The organism is Streptomyces sp. NPDC059092 (genome assembly GCF_042756365.1).
Classification (GTDB): domain Bacteria; phylum Actinomycetota; class Actinomycetes; order Streptomycetales; family Streptomycetaceae; genus Streptomyces.
In genome coordinates this window covers 17,364-35,325 of record NZ_JBHZEJ010000085.1, presented here as the reverse complement: position 1 = coordinate 35,325, position 17,962 = coordinate 17,364, and the positions used below count along the sequence as shown (strand labels likewise).

At 70.9% G+C, this 17,962-nt stretch carries 17 protein-coding genes and 4 pseudogenes; 14 read left to right on the top strand and 7 right to left on the bottom strand.

What is annotated here, in order from left to right; genetic code table 11:
* Window positions 1–180 precede the first annotated feature (180 nt).
* Entirely contained in the window at window positions 181–852 is a 672-nt protein-coding gene (locus ACFXPL_RS33015) for a TetR/AcrR family transcriptional regulator (protein ID WP_384926583.1), read from the top strand.
* Between the two features lie 14 nt (window positions 853–866).
* Complete coding sequence (locus tag ACFXPL_RS33010; RefSeq protein WP_384926581.1) at window positions 867–1,991, top strand: ABC transporter permease; 1,125 nt, start codon at window positions 867–869, stop codon at window positions 1,989–1,991.
* Here ACFXPL_RS33010 and ACFXPL_RS33005 read toward each other — a convergent pair.
* The 4 genes from ACFXPL_RS33005 to ACFXPL_RS32990 all read right to left on the bottom strand — a co-directional run bounded on the left by ACFXPL_RS33005 (window position 1,973) and on the right by ACFXPL_RS32990 (window position 7,068).
* Window positions 1,973–3,592 (bottom strand): alpha-L-fucosidase, encoded by a 1,620-nt coding sequence (locus ACFXPL_RS33005; RefSeq protein ID WP_384926579.1) that lies wholly within the window; start codon window positions 3,590–3,592, stop codon window positions 1,973–1,975. The genes ACFXPL_RS33010 and ACFXPL_RS33005 overlap by 19 nt on opposite strands.
* Window positions 3,589–5,553, bottom strand: coding sequence for a family 20 glycosylhydrolase (locus tag ACFXPL_RS33000; protein WP_384926577.1), 1,965 nt, complete (start codon window positions 5,551–5,553; stop codon window positions 3,589–3,591). The genes ACFXPL_RS33005 and ACFXPL_RS33000 overlap by 4 nt, the downstream gene beginning before the upstream one ends.
* A gap of 124 nt (window positions 5,554–5,677) precedes the next feature.
* Window positions 5,678–6,679 (bottom strand): hypothetical protein, encoded by a 1,002-nt coding sequence (locus ACFXPL_RS32995; protein WP_384926575.1) that lies wholly within the window; start codon window positions 6,677–6,679, stop codon window positions 5,678–5,680.
* On the bottom strand, window positions 6,676–7,068 hold the full coding sequence (locus ACFXPL_RS32990; RefSeq protein ID WP_384926574.1) for a PadR family transcriptional regulator: 393 nt from the start codon (window positions 7,066–7,068) through the stop codon (window positions 6,676–6,678). The genes ACFXPL_RS32995 and ACFXPL_RS32990 overlap by 4 nt, the downstream gene beginning before the upstream one ends.
* A 144-nt stretch (window positions 7,069–7,212) precedes the next feature.
* On the opposite strand from ACFXPL_RS32990, the gene ACFXPL_RS32985 reads away from it, so the two are divergent.
* Window positions 7,213–8,016, top strand: coding sequence for an exodeoxyribonuclease III (locus ACFXPL_RS32985; RefSeq protein ID WP_384926572.1), 804 nt, complete (start codon window positions 7,213–7,215; stop codon window positions 8,014–8,016).
* 256 nt (window positions 8,017–8,272) lie between these two features.
* Here the strand turns inward: ACFXPL_RS32985 and ACFXPL_RS32980 are convergent.
* A pseudogene (locus ACFXPL_RS32980) lies at window positions 8,273–8,751 on the bottom strand (transposase family protein); the annotation flags it as partial.
* 48 nt (window positions 8,752–8,799) lie between these two features.
* Entirely contained in the window at window positions 8,800–9,159 is a 360-nt protein-coding gene (locus tag ACFXPL_RS32975) for a hypothetical protein (RefSeq protein WP_384926570.1), read from the bottom strand.
* 260 nt (window positions 9,160–9,419) lie between these two features.
* Here ACFXPL_RS32975 and ACFXPL_RS32970 point away from each other — a divergent pair, with 260 nt between their 5' ends.
* The 7 genes and pseudogenes from ACFXPL_RS32970 to ACFXPL_RS32940 form a co-directional block, all read left to right on the top strand.
* Complete coding sequence (locus tag ACFXPL_RS32970; protein WP_384926568.1) at window positions 9,420–10,028, top strand: DinB family protein; 609 nt, start codon at window positions 9,420–9,422, stop codon at window positions 10,026–10,028.
* Window positions 10,029–10,052: 24 nt separating this feature from the next.
* Window positions 10,053–10,412, top strand: coding sequence for a transposase (locus ACFXPL_RS32965; protein WP_384926566.1), 360 nt, complete (start codon window positions 10,053–10,055; stop codon window positions 10,410–10,412).
* Window positions 10,298–10,708: pseudogene (locus ACFXPL_RS32960) on the top strand (transposase); the annotation flags it as partial. The gene ACFXPL_RS32965 and the pseudogene ACFXPL_RS32960, both read left to right, overlap by 115 nt.
* Before the next feature lie 31 nt (window positions 10,709–10,739).
* Window positions 10,740–11,123: pseudogene (locus ACFXPL_RS32955) on the top strand (transposase); the annotation flags it as partial.
* A 477-nt stretch (window positions 11,124–11,600) separates the two neighbouring features.
* Complete coding sequence (locus tag ACFXPL_RS32950; RefSeq protein ID WP_384926564.1) at window positions 11,601–11,852, top strand: hypothetical protein; 252 nt, start codon at window positions 11,601–11,603, stop codon at window positions 11,850–11,852.
* 472 nt (window positions 11,853–12,324) lie between these two features.
* Window positions 12,325–12,744 (top strand): hypothetical protein, encoded by a 420-nt coding sequence (locus tag ACFXPL_RS32945; protein ID WP_384926562.1) that lies wholly within the window; start codon window positions 12,325–12,327, stop codon window positions 12,742–12,744.
* 415 nt (window positions 12,745–13,159) lie between these two features.
* Window positions 13,160–13,294 (top strand): annotated as a pseudogene (locus ACFXPL_RS32940) (exodeoxyribonuclease III); the annotation flags it as partial.
* 16 nt (window positions 13,295–13,310) lie between these two features.
* Here the strand turns inward: ACFXPL_RS32940 and ACFXPL_RS32935 are convergent.
* The gene (locus ACFXPL_RS32935; protein WP_384926589.1) at window positions 13,311–13,964 is read right to left on the bottom strand and encodes a MerR family transcriptional regulator; all 654 of its coding nucleotides are present in this window, start codon (window positions 13,962–13,964) and stop codon (window positions 13,311–13,313) included.
* A 151-nt stretch (window positions 13,965–14,115) separates the two neighbouring features.
* Between ACFXPL_RS32935 and ACFXPL_RS32930 the strand changes: the two genes are divergently transcribed.
* From ACFXPL_RS32930 to ACFXPL_RS32915, 4 genes are all read left to right on the top strand, one after another.
* Window positions 14,116–15,660 (top strand): flavin-containing monooxygenase, encoded by a 1,545-nt coding sequence (locus ACFXPL_RS32930; protein ID WP_384926560.1) that lies wholly within the window; start codon window positions 14,116–14,118, stop codon window positions 15,658–15,660.
* Window positions 15,657–16,559 (top strand): alpha/beta fold hydrolase, encoded by a 903-nt coding sequence (locus ACFXPL_RS32925; RefSeq protein ID WP_384926558.1) that lies wholly within the window; start codon window positions 15,657–15,659, stop codon window positions 16,557–16,559. The genes ACFXPL_RS32930 and ACFXPL_RS32925 overlap by 4 nt, the downstream gene beginning before the upstream one ends.
* On the top strand, window positions 16,556–17,470 hold the full coding sequence (locus ACFXPL_RS32920) for an SDR family oxidoreductase (protein WP_384926556.1): 915 nt from the start codon (window positions 16,556–16,558) through the stop codon (window positions 17,468–17,470). Before ACFXPL_RS32925 ends, ACFXPL_RS32920 begins: the two co-directional genes overlap by 4 nt.
* A 107-nt stretch (window positions 17,471–17,577) precedes the next feature.
* Window positions 17,578–17,766: a hypothetical protein gene (locus ACFXPL_RS32915; RefSeq protein WP_384926554.1), complete on the top strand. Its 189-nt coding sequence runs from the start codon at window positions 17,578–17,580 to the stop codon at window positions 17,764–17,766.
* Window positions 17,767–17,962: the final 196 nt, after the last annotated feature.

The window sequence follows — 17,962 nt, the reverse complement described above, 5'->3', positions numbered from 1 at the left end:
GCGGTTCACACCGCGGGACCGGGCCTCCGGCATGTACGGGCTCCGGCGTCCGCGGGGTGTGCGGCATCACTTTGCATACATCGCGTATCGGATACATGATGTATCCGTTGGCTCTCCGGCGCGGGCCGACCTGAACCGGCCGGCCGACCGGCCGACCGGAGCGCGAGAAAGGGCCCAGCCATGCCGAAGTCACCGACCAGACGCCGTCCCCGTACGGTCGCCTCCCTGACCGACAGCGCGCTGGCCCTCTTCACCGAGCGCGGCTTCCACGCCACCTCGATCAGCGACATCGTCGAGCGCGCCGGGCTCACCCGGGGCGCCTTCTACTCCAACTACCGCGACAAGGACGAGCTGTTCCTCGCGCTGTACGACGCCCACGCCGACCGCCTGCTGTCCGGCCTGCGGGACGAGGCCGCCCGGCTGGACCCGGGCGCGGACCTGGTCGACGGGCTGCTGGCGTACACGGCGGACCGGGCCTCCCGGGAACGGCAGTGGTTCCTCGTCTCCATGGAGTTCACGCTGCACGCGGCCCGCACCCCCGCCGTCGCCGAACTGCTGGCCGTCCACGAGGAACGCCTGGTCCACGGCGTGGCCGGGATGATCACGGAGACCCTCGCCAGGACCGGGCTGCGCCCCACGATCGACCCTGCCGACGGGGCCCGGCTGCTCATCGCCCTGTTCAAGGGCATCAGCGCTCTGGAGCCCGTCCAGGGGCCGCGGACGATCCGGGGCGCCGAGGGGCTGTCGCGGCGCATCGCCCCGTACCTCGTCCGCGCGCTGACCACGGCGGCGGACCCGCGCGACCCCGCCCAGGACGCCCCGCGCCACACCCCCCACCCGAACGACGACTAAGGAACCCCCGAGCGATGAGCACCGACCTGGCCGACCCCTCCGACCCGTCCATATCCGCGTCCACCGCCCCACCGGCGCGCGGGTTCACCGCCGAACTGAGGGACGCGCTCAGCGCGCGCGGGCTGCTGCTCGTCGTCGGCGGGCTGGTCCTCCAACTCGCGTTCATCCTGTCGTACATCGGAGCCTTCCACGCGCCGGCCCCGCACCGGATCCCCCTCGCCGTCGTCGCCCCTGAGCAGGTCTCCGCGCAGACCGTCGACCGGCTGAACGCGCTGGACGGCGACCCCCTCGCGGCCCGCGCCGTCCAGGACGAGGCCGCCGGGCGCGCGCTGATCCACGACCGCACCGTCGACGCCGTACTCCTCGTCAACCCGAAGGGCACCGAGGACACGCTGCTCGTGGCGTCCGCGGGCGGGCCCGCCGTCTCGTCGACGGCCACGCAGATCGTCGAGCGGGCCGACGCGGCCCAGAACCGTACGGTCACCACCGACGACATCCTGCCGCCCGCGGCGGGCGACGGGCGCGGGCTGTCCTCGTTCTACCTGGCCATCGGCTGGATCGTGGGCGGCTACCTCGCCGCGGCCATTCTCGGCGTCGCCGCCGGGTCACGGCCGGCCAACCTCCACCGTACGGTCATCAGGCTCGGCGTCCTCGCCGTGTACGCGGTGGTCTCCGGGCTGGGCGGCGCCCTGATCGCGGGGCCCGTACTCGGCGCGCTGAGCGGCCACTTCGCCGAGCTGTGGGCGATCGGCGCGCTGACCGTCTTCGCCGCCGCCGCGACCACCGTCGCCCTCCAGATCCTGCTGGGCATCATGGGGATCGGCGTGACGATCCTGGTCTTCGTCGTCCTGGGCAACCCGAGCGCGGGCGGCGCGTTCCCCTCGTCGCTGCTGCCGCCGTTCTGGCGGGCCATCGGCGACTACATCCCCACCGGCGCGGGCACCACCGCCGTACGCAACACCGTCTACTTCTCCGGCAACGCCCTCGCCGGGCCGCTGTGGGTCCTGGCCGTCTACGCGGTGGCCGGCACCGGTGTCGCGCTGCTCGCCTCGGCCCGCCACCGGCGCGCGAAGACCGCGCCGGCGGCGGAGACCGGGACCGGGACCGATGTACGGGACCGTCAGAGCGTGGAGCGGTAGAGGCCGAACTCCGCGATACGGGCCGGCCGGCGGGAGCCGAGGATCCGCAGCCGCCAGCGCCGGGCGGTGACCGGGGCCGGCAGGAGCAGGATGCGGCTCGCGCCGACCGTGCCCGTACGGGTGACTTCCGTCCAGCCGGTCGCCAACTCGGCCTCGACCACGGACCGCTCGATCTGCTGGCCGTGACGGATGTCCTCGGCCAGCCGGATCCGGTCGACGGCCGTCGGTGCGCCCAGGTCCAGGGTGAGCGTCCCGGCGGAGGGTGCCGGGGCGGTCCACGAGGTGTCAGGGTCGCCGTCGACCGCCAGGGCGGGGGCGCGGCCGTCGCCCCGGGCGCGGGCGCCCCGCGCCAGGTCCGCGGGGAGTTCGCGCCGTACCCGCTCGGCGAAGGCGGCCAGGGCGGCGACGTCCGCCGGGTCGAGCCGGCCGTTCCGGTCGGGCGGGACGTTGAGCAGCAGGACGGCGTTCCGGCCGACCGACCGGAAGTAGAGGTCGGTGAGCTGCTGGGCGGTCTTGGGGCGTTCGTCGGGGTGGAAGAACCAGCCGGGGCGGATCGACACATCGCACTCGGCGGGCCACCACTGGAGGAAGTCGGTGTCCGGCAGGGCCCGGACGAGGGCGTCGCGGCCGCCCTGGTCGGGGGTGTCGTAGGAGAGGGCGAAGTCGGTGCGGCCGTTGGCCACCGCCTTGACGGGGACGGTGCTCCACTCGTTCTCGCGGGCGGAGCCGCCCTCGTTGCCGACCCAGCGGACGTCGGGCCCGGAGACGGCGATGGCCGCCCGCGGGGCGAGGGCGCGGATCAGCGTGTACCAACTGTCCCAGTCGTAGACCTCGACGTGCTCGGGCGGGATACGGCCCTGGGCGCCGTCGAACCACACCTCGTCGACCGGACCGTACTCGGTCAGCACCTCGTAGAGCTGGTTGAGCATGAGGGCGCCGTAGTCGGTGGCGGGGAGCCGGAGGACGGGCCCGGTCCGCCCGGCGCCGGCGTCGCCGTCCACCGGGGTGGGGATGGTGCGCGGGGTGCGGGCGCTGCCGTTGGCGTAGACGCCGTGCAGGTACTGGTTCTCGTCCGCCGGGGAGATGTACACGCCGACCTTGATGCCGTGGGCGCGCATCGAGTCGGCGAACGAGCGCAGCACGTCGCCGCGGCCCGCCTCCCAGGTGGAGGAGGCGACGCTGTGGCCGGTGTGGCGGGAGGGGAAGAGGACGAACCCGTCGTGGTGCTTGACGGTGAGGATGGCGAGCGTGAAGCCGCCGTCGCGCAGGGCGCGCGCCCACTGGTCGGTGTCCAGGCCGACGGGCTGGAAGACATCGGGGTCCTCGTCGCCCGTCCCCCATTCGAGGCCGGTGAAGGTGTTCACACCGAAGTGCAGGAACGCGGTCCGCTCCAGCCGCTGCCACGCGATCTGGCGCTCCGTCGGGCGCAGCCCGGCGGCCTTCGCCACGAGCTGGTCGGGGGTGTCGTCGGGGCTGACGGGGACGCGTGCGGCGGGTTCGTCCGCGCCCGCGTGCGCCGCGTGGGCGGGGGCGTACGGCGGGAGGGACACGGCGGTGAGGGCCCCGAGCCCGGCGACGAACGGGCGTCTTCCCAGCGTCATGAGCGGTTTCCCTTCTGCGGGCCGGCTGCCGGGCCGACGGCCGGGGCAGGTTCCGGAGCGGCTTCCGGAGTGGCTTTCGGAGCTGCTTCCGGAGCGGTGAGCGTCCAGACGGTGGGCGGGCGCTGGTCGGGCGGGTACTGGACCCACCGTCCGTCGGCGGTGAGGACGACGGACATCCGTGTGATCGCCTGAGTGAGGTGGAACCCGCCCTGCACGGAGGTCAGTTGCCAGCGCTGGAGCGTGGAGGCGGCCGAGCAGACCTCCTGGGTGACGGGACTGCCGGGCTCCAGCGGCGTGTTGAGGGTCAGCCGGCCGCTCCTGGTCTCGGCGCACCGTCCGGTGGCCGGGTCGGTGAGGGTGACGTAGCCGTCGGCGGTACGGGTGATCCGCTTCTGTACGGCGGGCTGTCGGCCGCTCGCGTCGCGCAGGGTGTACGTGCCGTCGGGCAGCGGCGGACGGGTGAGATCGGCGCGGCCCGGCGCGTACCCGACGGCGGTGGCGCGGGCGGTGAACTCCGCGTAGGTCGCGTCGGGGCGCGGGGACCCCCAGGTGGTCTGGGCGATGTAGCGCAGCGGCAGGAACAGGCCGGTGGCGACCTCGTTCTCGGTCTCGCCGCGACCGTTGTCGGGCCAGAGGCTGATCTTCGCGCCGGTGATCCCGGCGGCGGAGGCGACCTTCTCACCCTCGAAGCTGCGCGGGTCCCAGCCCTGCCCGTACAGGGAGGCGGTGTTCATGTGGAAGCCGCCGCGGATGAGATAGAGGGAGTACGAGGCGTTCATGACCCGGTATCCCTGGGCGAGGAGTTCGCTGGGCCTGGTCCTGACGTTCAGCCAGTGCTCGACGGTGGTGCCCGCGGCGACGGGGACGGTGTGGTCGCCGGTCAGCCCGTCGTTCCAGATCCGGAGCTGCTTGCCGCGGCCCGCCGCGTGGGCCTGGACGCGGTTGACGAAGTCGATGAAGGCGTCCTGCGGGGTGGCGGCCGGGCCGTACCGGTCGCGCGCGTACTCAAGGATGTGCGGGTACTTCGCGAAGTCGGAGCCGAGCATGTACTCGTCCGCGCCCATGTGCCAGACGGGCGCGGTGAAGACCTCGGCGTACTCGTCCATGAGGTCGGTGTAGTACGAGAAGGCGGCCGGGCTGGTGACGTCGAGGCGCGAGGGCTGCGGCGCGCCGTCGGAGTCGGTGAGCTGGAGATCGGGCCGCTGCTCGATCCACGGGTCCATGTGACCGGGGGAGTTGATCTCCGGGACGATGGTGATGTGGTAGCGGTCGCCGAGTGCGACGAGGCGGCGTATCTCCTCCTTGGTGTAGTAGCCCCAGGAGTTGGCCTCCGGGTGGCGGTCGCTCTTCACCTTCAGCTCCAGCAGGAGCTGGTTGAGCTTCAGGTACGCCATGTCGCGGAGCAGGTTCTCCAGCCAGGCCGGGGTGATGTGGATGTAGCAGGCGCAGACGCCCACGCCCCGCTCCGGGTACGCGGGTACGTCGACGGTGCGGCCCGCGGGTATGCGGTCGGCGGTGGCGAGGAGCTGGAGCAGGGTGCGGGTGCCGTAGAAGGCTCCGGCGGTGGTGGCTCCGGTGATGCGGACCCGGTCGGTGACCCGGAGTTCGTACCCCTCGGCCCCCAGCGCCCGGCTCCGCCCGGGGGCGGTGGCGATCAGGACGTCCCCGGGGCGGCCGGTGCCCCGTACTGCGGCGACGGGGACGTCGCCCCGGCCCGCCGCGCGGAGGTCCTGGGCGAGGGTGACGGCGGTGCGGCGCGCGGCGGGGTCGTCCGGGGCGACGACCAGGCGGGTGGCGCGGGTGAAGGTGAACTCACCTTTCTGCGCCATCCAGTTGGTGAGGGCGGGGACGGTAAGGGGCGTGGCGTCCGCGCTGGTGGTGGCGGTCGTCGCGGTGGCGGTCGGCGCGACCCCGGCGACCAGCAGCAGCGCGGTCACGAGGATCCCGACGAGGCGGGCCATCCCTCGGATCTCTGCTGAGGCGGATGTTGCTCTGGCGCGGTGGAGCATGGATACAGCACCTCCTGAGGAATCAGGTCATCCGATGTGTACCCGCCGGAGGTCGCTGATGCGCGTCCGAGCGTCCTCAGGAGGACGGCTTGTCCGGCACCACCTTCGCGACCCAGATCAGCGCGACGGCGGCCACCCCCACGGTGTTGACCCAGAACGCCCGGTCGATGTCGCCCTGCCACCAGCGCACCACCCAGCTGGCCGTGACCAGAGCGCATATGACCGGCAGCCACCAGCCGGACCGCGACCACCAGGTGCGGGGGCCCGCGTGCTCGGCCAGGTGGAGCGCGTACACCTCTACGGGGCCGAACTCCTCGGCCGGTGAACTCCCGCTCGCGGCCAGGTGGTCACGGGCCTCGGTGACCAGCTCGGCGGCGCGGCGGCGGGGCAGCTTGTGGCGCCCCCGCAGGAGCGCGTCGAGCCGGCGCAGCCACTGGCCGGGGTCGGTGGGGTCGGGCGCCGCGGTCGTACGGTCGGCGTGGCCGGGCCCGAGGCGGACGGTCAGGGCGTGCAGCGCCACGCAGAGAGGGATCAGGACGAGGGTCGGGAAGCGGGCGATCCGGTCGTCCGGCAGCGCCAGGAAGGCGAGCGCCGCCCCGACGACCAGCACGGCGGCGCCGCCCCCGGTGGCGGCGGCGGCCCGTATCCGGCCGTCGGCGTGCAACCCCACCGCGAACCAGACCAGTTGGACGAGCACGGCCATCAGGGCGACACCGCACAGGCCCGACACGGTCACGTCGAACCAGAGGCCGTGACGGACGAGGGCGAAGACGGCGAAGACGGCCAGCATCCCGGTGACCGTCACCAGGCCCATGGGCCAGAACTCCGAGGGCGTCCGGAAGGCCCAGTCGCGCCGCGCCCGCTCCTCGACCGGCACCCGGTCGCGGGCCGCCTGGGCGGCGAACTCGTCCGGCGGGCCGAACGCCTCCTCGGGGTGCCGGCCGGTCTCGGCGCAGTGCGCGGCGACCTCGTCCAGTACCTCGGTGATCGCGGCACGGTCCATGCCGGGCCGCGAGGCCAGCTCGTACTCCAGCCGCTGCGACCACTGCTCGGCCGTCCTGCCGGGTGTCTCGGTCATCGTTCTCCCTCAATCGATCGATCGGGTCCGTCCGCCTGGTGCCCCACGGGTGGCGCTTCGGCCAGCAGGCCGTCCATGAGCACCGAGAACCGCGCCCACCCCGCCCGCTGCTCGCCGAGCCGGTCCCGGCCCGCCGGGGTGAGCGCGTACACCTTCCGGCCGGGGCCGCCCTCGCCCGGCTCCCACTGCGCGGTCACCACGCCGTCCCGCTCCATCCGGCCCAGAACCGGGTAGAGCGCGGCGCCCTTGACCTGGCCGAAGCCGTGTTCGTCCAGCCGCTGGGCCAGTGCGTAACCGTGCCCGTCGCCCTCGGCGAGGACGGCGGCGAGGGCGAGTTCGAGGGCGCCGCGCAGCCAGCCCGCCTGCCAGTCCACCGGTTTGTCCGGCATGCGGCCTCCCGTCGTCCGTTTGTCGAGTAGCCGGGAATTCCGACTAGTTCGAATTCAGACTAGCAGGAGGTGCGAGAGCCTTCCAGGGGGCGGCCGGATAGGCTGCCCGTCTGTTCTGTGCGACGTGCGACGGAAGATGATGTTTTGTACACCGTGACCAGCGTGAACGTGAATGGGCTGCGCGCCGCCGCGAAGAAGGGCTTCGTGGAGTGGCTCGCGGCCACCTCCGCCGACGTGGTCTGCCTCCAGGAGGTACGGGCGGAGCCGCAGCAGCTCCCCGAAACCGTGCGGGCGCCCGAGGGCTGGCACGTCCTGCACGCCCCCGCCACCGCCAAGGGCCGCGCCGGGGTCTCGCTCTACGCGCGCCGGGAGCCGGAGGCGACGCGGATCGGATTCGGCAGCGAGGAGTTCGACGCGAGCGGGCGGTACGCGGAGATCGACCTGCCCGGGGTCACGGTCGCGAGCCTCTATCTGCCCTCGGGCGAGGTCGGCACGGAGCGCCAGGACGAGAAGATCCGCTTCATGGACGCGTTCCTGCCGTACCTGGAGGACCTGCGTCGGCGCGCGGCGGCCGACGGGCGCGAGGTGGTCGTCGGCGGCGACTGGAACATCGCCCACCAGGAGGCCGACCTCAAGAACTGGAAGGCCAACCGCAAGTCCTCCGGCTTCCTCCCCGAGGAGCGCGCCTGGCTGACCCGGGTCTTCGAGGAGCCGGGCCCGGGATACGTCGACGTCGTCCGCGCCCTGCATCCGGACCAGGACGGCCCGTACTCGTGGTGGTCGTACCGCGGCCGCGCCTTCGACAACGACGCCGGCTGGCGCATCGACTACCAGATCGCGACGCCGGGGCTGGCTGCGCGCGCGGTGAAGGCGTACGTGGAGCGCGCGGCGAGCCACGAGGAGCGGTGGAGCGACCACGCGCCCGTGACGGTGGTCTACGACCTGTAGGCAGGGGTCGGCGACAAGCCCCGCCCGGCACGTGGCCGAACCGGGCTGGTCTGCTGTTCGGGGCGGAGTTACGTACTCCGGTCAAGCTCTCTGGGGCCGGGCCTGATCGGCCTGCCGGGGTGTTTTCATGTCTGACGGCAAGCCGACCCGTTTAGGTCTGTTCAACCCTGTCCAAGGGCTGTCCCGTAAATGATCTTTGGGTCACCCCGGACATGCGTGTTCGGCCGTCGTGCGACCCGCTTCGGACGCCGGATTACTCCCACGCCTTGCAGTCGTTGCGGTTCCCGGGCAGTGGTCGGCCGACCACGACAACGAGCCGGGCATCGGCGTCGATGGCGACCTGGTGGTGGAGCAGCGGTAGTTCTTGGACTGTTCCGCCACCGCGTGGTCGCGGGCGGGGACCAGGGTGCCGTCCACCATGAGCACGGTGTCCTTGGTGAACCGCTTGCGGGGCTGGAGCGCGAGCATCGGTCCGAGATGGTCGATCACGCGGTCCGCCGCGGATTTCGACACTCCGAACAGCGGGGCGAGCCTGCGCATCGTCAGGTCTGTGCGCCAGTACGCCGCGACCAGCAGTGCCCGGTCTTCCAGGGGCAGGCCCCACGGCCGACCCTTGCGGACCGCGTCCGCACCCTCGCGCCGCAGCATGGTCACCAGCTTCCCGAAGACACGCGGACTCAGGCCGGTGAACGGGGCTGTCCAGGACGGCTCCGACGTCGTGAGCACACCAGCCACGCCAGGATCATCGCACCGTGGCGTGCCCCGCCAGCAGGCCTCCTCGCCTCAACGGAACTCGTGGACCACCTGGATCTCGCCGACAATGTGGGCGTTGAAGTCGTCCAGCTCCTCGGCCGGAACCCAGAGCTCAAGGATCGTCTGCCCGCCGGCCTGCTGGATGGGATACCGACGCAAGAACTCCGACTCGACCTCAAAACGAGTGACGAAGCCGGCTCCGTCGTGCTTTACGTTCCAGTCCCGCGCGATCCTTACCGCGTAGTCCTCGTTGAGGACCGGGTAGAAGATCGGCTGCTCAGGCAGCCGGGGCGGCCAGGCACGCCAGTTCAGCTCTCGAACCAGATCCAGCTCCTTGGGGCCGGTGGGGCGCCACAGGGGCGTCGTTGCTTGCCGGCTGGTCATCTGCATCGCTCTCTGAACGTAGGCCGCCGGTACGGCGGGTCGGGAAACCGGACGATACCGGCACCGCGAACTCGGCAGCTACGCAGTTTCCGCACCCTGACCAGCAGTTACGGGACAGCCCTTAGAGGTTGTCTCACGTGGGCAGGTTCATGAGCTCCTTGCAGCAGGTCGGGGCGGTGACCGAAGCTGACGACGGCTCCGCCGGTCGTTGCGGATCGCGTACGGGTTCTTGAGGCCATGAGCAGCCCATGGCAGGCTCGTGCCGCATGATCGATGGTTTCGGGAAAGACAACCTGCACAAGAGACTGCGGCGGGACCGTGAGGTGCTGCTCTGGAAGCTCGACGGCTTGTCCGAATACGACGCGCGCCGGCCTCTGACAGCGACCGGGACCAGCCTCCTCGGTCTGGTCAAACACGTGGCCACGGTCGAGGCCAGGTACTTCGGTGAGGTCTTCGACCGCCCTTCTCCGGAGCCGCTGTGCCGGTGGCAGGACTCCGACGGCAGCGATCAATGGGCGGCCGAGAACGAGACGCGTGATCAGATCGTCGGGTTCTACCGGCGCACGTGGGAACACTCGGACGCGACGGTCAACGAGCTTGCCCTTGATGCCCCCGGCCACGTGCCCTGGTGGGCGGAGCCTTATCAGAATACGAACCTGTTCGCCATCATGGTCCATGTCCTCGGCGAGACCATCCGGCATGCCGGGCACGCCGACATCCTGCGCGAGGGCGTCGATGGCCGGACCGGGTTGCGTGCCGAAAGCGAGCAGCCGATCGACGAGGAAGCCCGTGCGGCTTACTGCGCGAAGATCGAGCAGGCCGCCAGGATGGCCGCACCAGCCAACGCTCAGGGGCTGTTCCACGACGTGACGTGATGTTCGGGCGGCATGATGCCGGTCGTGAGTGCTGATCTGTCGAAGTGTCTGGTTCCTGATGAACTCTGTGAGCTGTGCGCCCCGTTATTGCCGTCGTTCGCGGCTCGACCGCAAGGTGGTGGGACCGCTCCGTGTGACGAACGGGCCGTGTTCACTGCGGTGGTGTACGTGCTGACCACTGGCTGTGCCTGGCGGTATCCGCCCCCGACATTCGGCACGGCCTCCTCCACCGCGCATCGCCGCTTCACGGTATGGACCGAGGTCGGCCTGTGGCGTCGGATGCACCGGGCGGTGCTGGACGAACTCGGGGTCCGTGGCGCAGTGGACTGGACCTCGGCGATCGTCGACTCGGCCTCCGTACGCGCCCAAAAGGGGGATCGCTGACGGGGCCGAACCCGGTCGGTCCCGGCAAGAAGGGCAGCAAGCTGCATGTCTTGTCCGACGCCCAGGGCATCCCGTTCACCGCCGCCGTGTCGGGAGCGAACATGCACGCCAGTCTCGCCTTCAAGCCGCTCATCCTCGGCATCCCCGCCGTCCGGTCCCGCCGGGGACCCGGGCGGCGCCGGCCTGTCAAACTCCGCGCGGACAAGGCGCACTTCTCCGCCGGACACCTCTTCTGGCTGCGCGGGCGTGGGCTCGTCGCGCGCATCGCGCGGCCAGGCATTGAGTCCGGCGAACGCCTCGGCCGGCACCGTCGACCGGCACGGAACTCCGCTCGCCATCTCTCTGACCAGCGGAAACCGTCACGATGTCACCCAGCTCATGCTTCTGCTGGACGCCATACCCCGCATCGGTGGCCTGCGCGGCCGGCCACGCCACCGGCCACGGCGGCTGTTCGCCGACCGCGGGTACGGCTACGACAAGTACCGGCGCCTCGTCCGCGCACGTGGGATCACACCCAAGATCGCCCGCCGCGGCACCCCACACGGCTCAGGACTGGGCAAGACACGCTTGGTCGTCGAACGGACCTTCGCCTGGCTCCACCGGTTCAAACGACTGCGCATCCGCTACGAGATACGAGCCGACCTCCACCTCGGCCTGCTCCAACTCGCCTGCAGCATCATCTGCCTGAGACGACTCCGGACCTCATTCTGAAATGATCAGTTGGTGACCCCCGCTGCGCCAGCAGTCCAAGAACGTATAACCATCCGCCACGGGACGGCCCTCTCGATGTCGATCACCTGTGATCCAACAGCCTCTCTCGAAGAGCGCACGCCGACTCAAAGGTAAATGGTCCGCAACGCGCGCCATTCGGCCGCAGAGCACACACCACGGATTCGCATACAGGAACGTCTTACGAATTTGCTGCCAACGCGTCGTGTGGACCGCACCGCCACGCGATGCACGGCTTTTCGCCGCTTCCCGCTCATGGGCCTCGCAACGGCCACCCGGCTCAACTCCGGGCAGCCGGGGATCGGGCAGGGAGTTCGGGGATTAAGCGGCAACGGCGGCTACCTCCTTTCGAGGGAGGGGGAATCGTTTCCGCAGCGGCTGCGCCAGTGGCCTGGCGATCGAGTGCGGCTTCACATGCGCATACTCATGCCGCACATCACCCCACACGAAAGAGGTCACGTGAAGATCTTTGGAAAGGCGCTGGTCACTATCGCCACCGCCGCGGTTCTGTCCGCAGGATTCCCGATCTCCGTGCAAGTCGTCGCAGACGGCAACTGCTACTCCTTCGGAAGTTCCTTTGGTGGCGGATCGAGCGGTAACGCCTTTAACGCAGACCTCTATACGAGCCCGCAATGTTCTGATAACGCTACGCACGTGGGCGCCTCCTTCGACGGAAGCAGCGGGAGTACATCGGTGGAATACCCCGGCTGAAACACCAGCCGCACACCCCCGCCCCGGTACGAGCCATCAACGCCCGTACCGGGGCGGAGCGCTGTCGGTCCCGAACACCAGCAGCCCAGAACTCGGTACGGGTCTTGAGCGCGTGGCTCTCGCGGCACAGCACTTGCACATTGCTGTCCACGTCCTCGCCACCGAGGGCGAGCGGTCCCTCGTACACGGTGTGGTGCGCTTCGCGGCGTCTGCGGTGCGTTGCGGGCTCGGTGCAGTCGATACAGCGCATGTGTCCCCCTGGTCATCGTCCTGGTGCTCGTTGTCGCTCACGGAGTAAACGGCAACGCGCTGGTCACAGGGCCCACACTCGGAGCCGAACCGGAAAACTGCAATACTCCGGCCGGCCTGCTCTTCAGGTCGGAGCGTCGGGTATTGCCGCCATGAGGTGCCACTTCCGTAACGGATGCATGAACGTCTGTTTTGGCTCCCAGGCTCCGGACATCATTGCGGCATGACAATGGCGAACGGGGCCAGCTCGACGCCGGAAACGGTCGCGCCCGACACCAACCGAACATCTACAGCAACATCACCTCCCAACACTCCGTCACGACGCTACCGAGACCTGATCACTCTGATCTGTGTGACTGGCGCTCTCCTTACAACAGCGGCGGTCTCCCTGCCCGTCATCATCGCCATGTGGCGTCAAGAACCCTGGATCATGGGAATATTCGAACAGCATTTCGCCGTAGTCATCGGCCTTCCTTCCTCCGCGTTATTATCCTTCATTCTCGTTGTCCTCCTGGAGGCGAGATTCGACCGGGTCGAAATGAAGTTCTTCGGTATCGTCGAATTCAAGGGAGCGTCGGGACCGATCGTGCTTTGGGGTTTCTGCTTCTTGCTTATGGCCTCCGCCATTGTGATGCTTTGGTAGAAACCACCGAATTCACCTACTCAGCACTCCAGGATCTGCTGGGGTCCAATGGGGCGGTGGTCCCCGCGCCCCGCCTCACGACCCCAGCGGCCACCCCGAGCGGGTGCGCGGTAACTGGCCCTCACTCTCTGGTGAGGCTCTCTGGTGAGGAGCAAAGAATTCCCGACGACCGGTCATGAACCGTTGGGCTCCTCGCTCCCTCAGGTCTCGCAACTCCGCTTCGAGTGCGGCGAGTTCGGGGGCGAGGTCGTGGCCGGGGTGGGTGACGCGCTCCACTACGGGGAAGTCGTCTCGTCCGTGCGCACGCTCGGTCGCATGGCGATGAGCGCGCGCAGAGCCCCTTGCGGCGGGTGTTCTTGCTGGTCATGGCGTCGATCCCCTATCGGTCGGGGCTTGTTGTGCCGCCCGATTGATGGGTCGGCGCATCGACTACCAGATCGCGACGCCGGGGCTGGCTGCGCGCGCGGTGAAGGCGTACGTGGAGCGCGCGGCGAGCCACGAGGAGCGGTGGAGCGACCACGCGCCCGTGACGGTGGTCTACGACCTGTAGCCGGCGGCCCCGCCTGTCAGGCCGCCGGAGGGCGGGTGTCCTGGGGCGGCTCCGTGCGCAGGCGGCGGTCCAGGGCCATGGAGAGTTCCGCCTCCACCACGCCGCGGGCCAGCGGGCGCAGCTTCGTCGTGTCCGCCGCGGGGGCGTGGGTGTGGAGCGTGGTGGCGAAGAGGTCGGCCAGGGCGTCCGCGTGGGCGCGGACCCGGCGGGCCGTTTCCAGGACGGCGGCGAGCGGGACGCCCTCGCGGACCAGGGACGAGGAGACGTCCAGCAGGCGGCGGCTGATGTGGACTATCTCGTCGCCGTCCGTGGCGAGGTAGCCGAGTTCCAGTGCCGTGGCCAGGTTCTCCGGGGTGACCTCGTCCTCGAAGTAGTCCGCCAGTTCCTCCGGGGAGAGCCGTACGGGCGTCTCCTCCGTCGGTTCGCCGAGCCCCAGGCCCAGGACCTCGCCGACGTCGCGTCCGCTCTCGAAGGCGGTGGCGAGGTCCGCGATGCCGGTGAGGGTGTGGCCGCGTTCCAGGAGGGCCGCGATGGTGCGGAGCCGGGCCAGGTGGTGGTCGTCGTACCAGGCGATCCTGCCCTCGCGCCGGGGTGGCGGCAGGAGGCCGCGTTCGCGGTAGAAGCGCACGGTGCGCACCGTGATGCCCGCCGTGCGGGCCAGCTCCTCCATGCGGTATTCCATGGCGGGCAGCCTAAGGCGTACCGCCGGTAACTTGTTCGGTCCGCCCCCTACCCACGAGTAGCCCGCTGCTCTACCCTCGCCACCATGCCAGTGATTGCTGGCGTGATGCACGTGGGTGGGAGGGGTGGTCGGGGTGGTCATGGACCGGCGTGACGAAAGCCGGCGTGTACGGGTGGCGGTGGTCGGATCGGGGTTCGGCGGGCTCGGTGCCGCCGTCCGGCTGCGACGGGAGGGGATCACCGACTTCGTCGTCCTGGAGCGCGCCGACACCGTCGGCGGGACCTGGCGCGACAACAGCTATCCGGGGTGCGCCTGCGACGTGCCCTCGCACCTCTACTCGTTCTCCTTCGCGCCCAACCCCGACTGGCCGCGCACTTTTTCGGGCCAGCGCCACATCAGGGCGTACCTGGAGCACGTCGCGGACACCTTCGGCCTCCGGCCCCATCTGCGGCTCGGCCACGAGGTGCGGCTGATGCGCTGGGACGCCGGCGCCGCGCACTGGGAGATCGAGACCTCCCGGGGAAGCTTCACCGCCGAGGTCGTCGTCTCCGCGACCGGGGCGCTCTCCGACCCCAAGGTCCCGGAAATCCCCGGGCTCGACGGCTTCCCCGGCAAGGTCTTCCACTCGGCGCGCTGGGACCACGGCTACGACCTGCGGGGCAAGCGCGTCGCGGTGGTCGGCACCGGCGCCTCCGCGATACAGATCGTGCCCGCCATCGAGTCCGAGGTGGCGAGGCTGACGCTGTTCCAGCGGACCCCGCCCTGGGTGATGCCCCGGGTCGACCGCGCGATCTCCGGCGCCGAACGCGCCCTGCACCGCACCCTGCCCTTCACCGGCGCCGTACGCCGTCAAGTTCTCTGGGGCGTCAGGGAGTTGCAGGTGCAGGCGTTCACCAAGCGGCCGAACGAACTCGGGCTCGTCGAGTCCCTGGCCAAGGCCAACATCGCCCGGTCGATCAAGGATCCGGCGCTCCGGGCCGAGCTGACGCCCTCGTACCGCATCGGCTGCAAGCGCATCCTGCTCTCCAGCACCTACTACCCGGCGCTCGCCCGCCCCCACGTGGACCTCGTCGCCTCCGGGCTGGCCGAGGTGCGCGGCTCCACGCTCGTCGCGGCCGACGGTACGGAGGCGGAGGTGGACGCCGTCGTCTTCGGGACCGGCTTCCACGTCACCGACATGCCGATCGCCGAGCGGGTGGTGGGCGAGGACGGCATCACCCTCGCCGAGGCGTGGAAGGACGGCATGGCGTCGCTGCGCGGCGCGACCGCCGTCGGCTTCCCCAACTGGCTGACGATCGTCGGCCCCAACACCGGCCTCGGCAACTCCTCGATGATCCTGATGATCGAGGCCCAGCTCGCCTATCTCGCCGACTACCTGCGGCAGTTGGACGGTCTGGGCGGGCGCGGCGGAACCGGCCGCGCCGTCCTCACACCGCGCCCCGCCGCCGTGGACGCCTGGAACCGGCGGGTGCAGGAGCGCATGCGCCGCACCGTGTGGAACACCGGCGGCTGTACGAGCTGGTACCTGGACGCCGGGGGCCGCAACACCACCATCTGGCCCGGCACCACAGGGGAGTTCCGGCGCGCCACCCGCCGGGTCGACCTCGCCGAGTACGAGGTGAGCCGCGCCGGTCTGCCCGGACAGAGAGCCGCCACGACGAGGAAGAGGGAGAACGCGCGATGACACGGCCGCACAAGGAACGTGAACTGACCGCCATGTCCGCCGATGGCACCCGTCTCCACGTCGAGGTCCACGGCGAGGCGGGCCGCCCCACCGTCGTCCTCATCCACGGCTGGGCCTGCTCGGTCCGCTTCTGGGCCGCGCAACTCGCCGACCTCGCCGCCGACCACCGGGTGATCGTCTACGACCAGCGCGGCCACGGCCGTTCCGCGGTGCCCGACCCCGCGCACTCCGCCGGCTACGGCACCGACGCCCTCGCCGACGACCTGGAAGCCGTACTCCGCCTCACCCTCGAACCGGGCGAGCGCGTGGTGCTCGCCGGGCATTCCATGGGCGGCATGACGCTGATGGCCGCCGCCCGCCGCCCCGTCTTCCAGGAGCACGCGGCCGCCGTACTGCTGTGCAGCACCGGCAGTTCACGGCTGGTCGACGACTCCCGGGTCGTCCCGCTGCGCGCCGGACCCGTACGCACCCGGATCACGGCGAGCCTGCTCGCCTCCTCCCTCCCGCTGGGGCCCGTCACGCTGCTGTCGAAGAAGCTGCTGCGGTACGGGACGATGGGTGCGGGCGCGTCGCCCGCGCGCGTCGCGGAGTGCGCCAGGGTCGTGCACGCCTGCCCGCGCGTCGTCCGGGTCGCCTGGGCGCACGTGCTCGGCACGCTCGACCTCGACGCCGAGGTACGGGAGCTGCGCGTGCCCGCGGCCGTCCTCACCGGGGCCGACGACCGGCTCACCCCGCCCGTCCGCTCCCGGGCGCTCGCCGCGACGCTGCCCCACTGCACCGGGCTCACCGTGCTCACCGGGGTCGGGCACATGACCCCCGTGGAGGCGCCGGAGGCCGTCACCGCCGCGATCCGCGCCCTGGTCACCCCGTACGCGAGCGCCGAGGAGGACGTGGCATGAGGAACGATGCGCCGGCCGGCCGCCTCGACGGGCGGGTCGCCGTCGTCACGGGCGCGGCGCGCGGTGTCGGGGAACTCCTCGCCCGCAAGCTCTCCGCACGCGGCGCCAAGCTGGTCCTCGTCGGCCTGGAGGCCGACGAACTGAAGGCGGTCGCCGGCCGGCTGCACACCGAGTGCGGCCACTGGTACGCCGATGTCACCGACGACGCGGCGATGGCCCGGGTCGCCGAGGAGGCCGTCGAGCGCTTCGGGAAGGTGGACATCGTCGTCGCCAACGCGGGCGTGGCGACCGGCGGTCCTGTCGACGGCTCCGACCCGGGCGCGTGGCGACGCGTGATCGAGGTGAACCTGATCGGCTCCGCGGTGACCGCGCGCGCCTTCCTGCCCGCGCTGAGGCGCAGCCGCGGCTACTTCCTCCAGATCGCGTCGCTCGCCGCGATCACCCCGGCGCCGATGATGAGCGCGTACTGCGCCTCCAAGTCCGGCGCCGAGGCGTTCGCGCACTGCCTGCGCGCCGAGGTCGCCCACCAGGGCGTGGGCGTCGGCGTCGGCTATCTGTCCTGGACGGACACCGACATGGTGCGCGGCGCGGACCGCGACGACGTGCTGCGCGAGCTGCGGCAGCGGCTGCCCTGGCCCGCGAACCGTACGTATCCGCCAGGACCGGCCGTGGACCGGCTCGTCGCCGGGATCGAGCGCCGCTCGCCGCATGTGTACGCACAGTGGTGGCTGCGCGGGACACAGGCCGTGCGGGGCTGGATCCCCGGGGTGATCGCGACGGCCGGAGCGCGCGAGATGCGGCGCCTCGCACCGCGCCTCGCGGGGGTCGGGTACGGGCTGGTGGGCGCGGGCGGGGCCGCGGACGAGGCGGCGCGCGGCGGTGCGCGGCCCGAGAACCGGCACGGAGCGTAACTGATCGAAATGCGCTGAATGTCCGGGCGTGTCAGGCTGGTCGAGGCCCCACTCGGGGCCTTCACACGCAGGCATTCAGGCTCTCAGCCCTCAGGAGTTGACCTTTCATGGGTATTGCCGACCAGTTCAAGGACAAGGCACAGAAGCTCGCGGACCAGGCGAAGGAGAAGGAGCAGGCGGGCAACAAGGACGACGCGTCCGGCCGCGCCTCCGACGCCAAGGACCGCGCGGGCGACCAGGCGCAGGACAGGGCGCGGAGCGCCCGCGACGAGATGGACGACCACTTCGACTCCTGACGGCCGAACGGCCGTACGGAGGAGGCGCATCCGGTTCGTACCGGGTGCGCCTCCTCCGCCGTGTGGCCGGTGCGACCTGTGCGAGAGGGTTCTAGGGCGTGTTTCGAAAGTCCCGCCTGGCCCGCGACGCCTGGCACGCACGCTCGCCGCGTTGTCGGAGTCGTCCACGTACGTCCGGGCCGTCGAGGGTGCCGAT

What these genes read in the sequence shown, in the direction of transcription:
- ACFXPL_RS32925 (WP_384926558.1), top strand. Translation starts at nt 15,657, where the DNA reads ATGACACGGCCGCACAAGGAACGTGAACTGACCGCCATGTCCGCCGAT.
- ACFXPL_RS32970 (WP_384926568.1), top strand. Translation starts at nt 9,420, where the DNA reads ATGATCGATGGTTTCGGGAAAGACAACCTGCACAAGAGACTGCGGCGG.
- ACFXPL_RS32975 (WP_384926570.1), bottom strand. Translation starts at nt 9,159, where the DNA reads ATGCAGATGACCAGCCGGCAAGCAACGACGCCCCTGTGGCGCCCCACC.
- ACFXPL_RS32915 (WP_384926554.1), top strand. Translation starts at nt 17,578, where the DNA reads ATGGGTATTGCCGACCAGTTCAAGGACAAGGCACAGAAGCTCGCGGAC.
- ACFXPL_RS32945 (WP_384926562.1), top strand. Translation starts at nt 12,325, where the DNA reads ATGACAATGGCGAACGGGGCCAGCTCGACGCCGGAAACGGTCGCGCCC.
- ACFXPL_RS32995 (WP_384926575.1), bottom strand. Translation starts at nt 6,679, where the DNA reads ATGACCGAGACACCCGGCAGGACGGCCGAGCAGTGGTCGCAGCGGCTG.
- ACFXPL_RS32990 (WP_384926574.1), bottom strand. Translation starts at nt 7,068, where the DNA reads ATGCCGGACAAACCGGTGGACTGGCAGGCGGGCTGGCTGCGCGGCGCC.
- ACFXPL_RS32930 (WP_384926560.1), top strand. Translation starts at nt 14,116, where the DNA reads ATGGACCGGCGTGACGAAAGCCGGCGTGTACGGGTGGCGGTGGTCGGA.
- ACFXPL_RS32935 (WP_384926589.1), bottom strand. Translation starts at nt 13,964, where the DNA reads ATGGAGGAGCTGGCCCGCACGGCGGGCATCACGGTGCGCACCGTGCGC.
- ACFXPL_RS33010 (WP_384926581.1), top strand. Translation starts at nt 867, where the DNA reads ATGAGCACCGACCTGGCCGACCCCTCCGACCCGTCCATATCCGCGTCC.
- ACFXPL_RS33000 (WP_384926577.1), bottom strand. Translation starts at nt 5,553, where the DNA reads ATGGCCCGCCTCGTCGGGATCCTCGTGACCGCGCTGCTGCTGGTCGCC.
- ACFXPL_RS33015 (WP_384926583.1), top strand. Translation starts at nt 181, where the DNA reads ATGCCGAAGTCACCGACCAGACGCCGTCCCCGTACGGTCGCCTCCCTG.
- ACFXPL_RS33005 (WP_384926579.1), bottom strand. Translation starts at nt 3,592, where the DNA reads ATGACGCTGGGAAGACGCCCGTTCGTCGCCGGGCTCGGGGCCCTCACC.
- ACFXPL_RS32920 (WP_384926556.1), top strand. Translation starts at nt 16,556, where the DNA reads ATGAGGAACGATGCGCCGGCCGGCCGCCTCGACGGGCGGGTCGCCGTC.